Genomic DNA, 3,129 nt, shown 5'->3' with positions numbered 1-3,129 from the left:
GCCATAGGCTTCGAAGAACGCGACTTGCGGTTTGACGACCGCGAATTCGCGGTACGCGCCGACACAGGTATCGCAGAACGCCGCAAGGCCGTCGGGGCTGACGGGTAGGTTCCAGGCCTGCAGCAGTTCGGGATGCGGGTCGATGCCCAGGCATAGCGGGCCTCGACGCGATACCGCCTCGGCCAGGCGGACGCCGAACCCCGACATCGTCAGTGTCCGCCGTTGTTCAGCGAGCTGTGCAGTTCCTGCAGCGAACGAACACCGATCACGCCGCGGATCCCGGCTTCGATGCCCTGAATCGCCGCAGAGGCACCTTGCACCGTCGTCACGCAGGGGATGTTCATTTCCACTGCGGCCGAACGGATCTCGTAGCCGTCGATCCGCGGCCCCGAGTTGCCGTAGGGGGTGTTGATCACCATGTCGACCTCGCCGGCGCGGATGGCGTCGACAGCAGATATCGCGGGCCGGCCCGGCTGCGCCGGCTCGAAGTGCTTGCGCACCTCGTCGCACGGAATCCCGTTGCGGCGCAGCATCTCCGCGGTGCCCTCGGTGGCCAGCACCCGAAAACCCAAGTCGGCCAACCGTTTGACCGGAAACACCAGTGATCGCTTGTCCCGGTTGGCGACCGACACGAATATGGTGCCTTCGGCCGGCAGCGACCCGTAGGCCGCGGTCTGGCTCTTGGCGAAGGCGCTGCCGAAGTCGCGGTCGATTCCCATCACCTCGCCGGTGGATTTCATCTCCGGGCCAAGCAGTGAATCGATCGCGGCCCCGTCCGCCCGGCGGAAGCGGTGGAACGGCAACACGGCCTCTTTGACCGCGATCGGCGCGTTCTGAGCCGCGTGGGCACCGTCACCGGATGCCGCTAGCATTCCCTCGTCACGCAGCTGAGGGATCGTGGCGCCCAACATGATACGTGCACAGGCTTTGGCCAGGGGTATCGCTGTGGCCTTCGAGACGAACGGCACGGTACGGCTGGCGCGCGGGTTGGCCTCCAGCACGTAGAGCACGTCGTCCTTCAACGCGTACTGCACGTTGAGCAAGCCGATTACTCCGATGCCGTGCGCGATCGCCTCGGTTGCGCGGCGCACCTTCTCGATGTCGCTGCGGCCCAGGGTTACCGGCGGCAGCGCACACGCCGAGTCGCCGGAGTGGATGCCGGCCTCTTCGATGTGCTCCATGATCCCGCCGATGTACACCTCCTGGCCGTCGCAGAGCGCGTCGACATCGATCTCGATCGCGTCCTCGAGAAAACGGTCGACCAGCACCGGGTGTTCGGGTGAGAGTTCGGTGGCGCGGGCGATGTAGCCCTGCAGGGTGTCGTCGTCGTAGACGATTTCCATGCCCCGACCGCCCAATACGTACGACGGCCGCACCAGCACCGGATAGCCGATCTCGGCGGCGATGCGGCGGGCCTGGGCAAACGTCGTGGCCATGCCGTAGCGCGGGGCCGGCAGTCCGGCACCCGATAGCAGGTCGCCGAACGCGCCGCGGTCCTCGGCCAGATCGATGGCCTCCGGTGGCGTGCCGACGATCGGAACTCCGGCGTCGGCGAGCCGCTGCGCCAGCCCGAGCGGCGTCTGGCCGCCGAGTTGCACGATGACTCCGACCACCCCCGGTCCACCGGCCGCGGACTGCGATTCGGCGTAGAACACCTCCAGGACGTCCTCGAAGGTCAACGGCTCGAAGTACAGCCGGTCGGCGGTGTCGTAGTCGGTGGACACCGTTTCCGGGTTGCAGTTGATCATCACCGTCTCAAAGCCGGCCTGCGACAACGTCGTTGCGGCATGCACGCAGCTGTAGTCGAATTCGATGCCCTGGCCGATCCGGTTTGGCCCCGACCCCAGGATCAGCACCTTGGGCCGCTCGGTTTGCGGCGCCACCTCAGTCTCGGCGGACGGGTCGAGCTCGTAACTGCTGTAGTGATAGGGCGTCTTGGCCTCGAACTCCGCGGCGCAGGTGTCCACGGTCTTGTACACCGGGTGGATGCCGAGCCGCCCCCGCAACGAGCGCACGCCGTCCTCGCCGGCGAATTCCGGTCGCAGCGCCGCGATCTGACGGTCCGACAATCCGGCGTGCTTACTCCGGCGCAGCAGATCCGCGTCGAGCACCGCGGCGTCGACCACCTCACGGCGTAATTCCACGAGCTCGGCGATCTGCGCGACGAACCACGGGTCGACGCCGGATGCCTCGGCAACCTGTTCCACCGAAGCGCCCAGTCGCACGGCCAGCTCGATGTCGTAGAGCCGGCCCTCGGTCGGTGTGCGCAGCCGCTCCAGCACCGTGCCGGCGTCGATTGCCGGGTCCGGACCTGTCCAGAACCCGGCGCGACTGGTCTCCAGCGATCTCATCACCTTGCCGAGCGCTTCGACGAAGTTGCGGCCCAACGACATTGCCTCACCGACGGATTTCATCGTGGTGGTCAGCGTTGGATCGGCGCCGGGGAATTTTTCGAATGCGAACCGCGGCGCCTTGACCACCACATAATCCAGGGTGGGCTCGAAGCAGGCCGGGGTCTCCTTGGTGATGTCGTTGAGGATCTCGTCGAGGGTGTAGCCAACGGCCAACTTGGCGGCGATCTTGGCGATCGGGAAGCCGGTTGCCTTGGAGGCCAAGGCACTTGACCGCGACACCCGCGGGTTCATTTCGATGACGACCAGGCGGCCATCGCTCGGGTCGACGGCGAACTGGATGTTGCAGCCGCCGGTGTCGACGCCGACCTCGCGAAGAATCGCGATGCCCAGGTCCCGCATCCGCTGGTATTCCCGATCGGTCAGCGTCATCGCCGGCGCCACGGTCACCGAGTCGCCCGTGTGCACCCCCATCGGGTCGACGTTTTCTATCGAGCACACCACGACGACGTTGTCTTTGCCGTCGCGCAGCAGCTCGAGCTCGAACTCCTTCCAGCCGTAGATCGATTCCTCGATCAGCACGTTGGCGCTCGGCGAGGCGGCCAAACCCGCGCCGGCCATCCGGTCGACCTCCTCGGCGCTGTGCGCCATGCCCGAGCCCAGACCGCCCATCGTGAACGACGGCCGAACCACGACCGGAAGCCCAAGTTCGGCGACCGTCTCGCGAACCTCGTCCATGGTGAAACACACACGGCTGCGCGCTGATTCACCGCCCACC

At 66.6% G+C, this 3,129-nt stretch carries 1 protein-coding gene and 1 pseudogene; both read right to left on the bottom strand.

Translation table 11 applies throughout. From position 1 onward, the window contains the following. A pseudogene (locus WBF82_RS13940) lies at positions 1-207 on the bottom strand (orotidine-5'-phosphate decarboxylase); the annotation flags it as partial. Between the two features lie 2 nt (positions 208-209). Further along, positions 210-3,129: carbamoyl-phosphate synthase large subunit (gene carB, locus WBF82_RS13935; protein WP_424383591.1), on the bottom strand; the 2,920-nt coding region annotated here is incomplete at its 5' end.

Source organism: Mycobacterium sp. (assembly GCF_049673265.1).
Classification (GTDB): Bacteria; Actinomycetota; Actinomycetes; order Mycobacteriales; family Mycobacteriaceae; genus Mycobacterium.
Note: the sequence above shows the minus strand (reverse complement) of the source record. Positions and strands in the feature narration are given on the sequence as shown.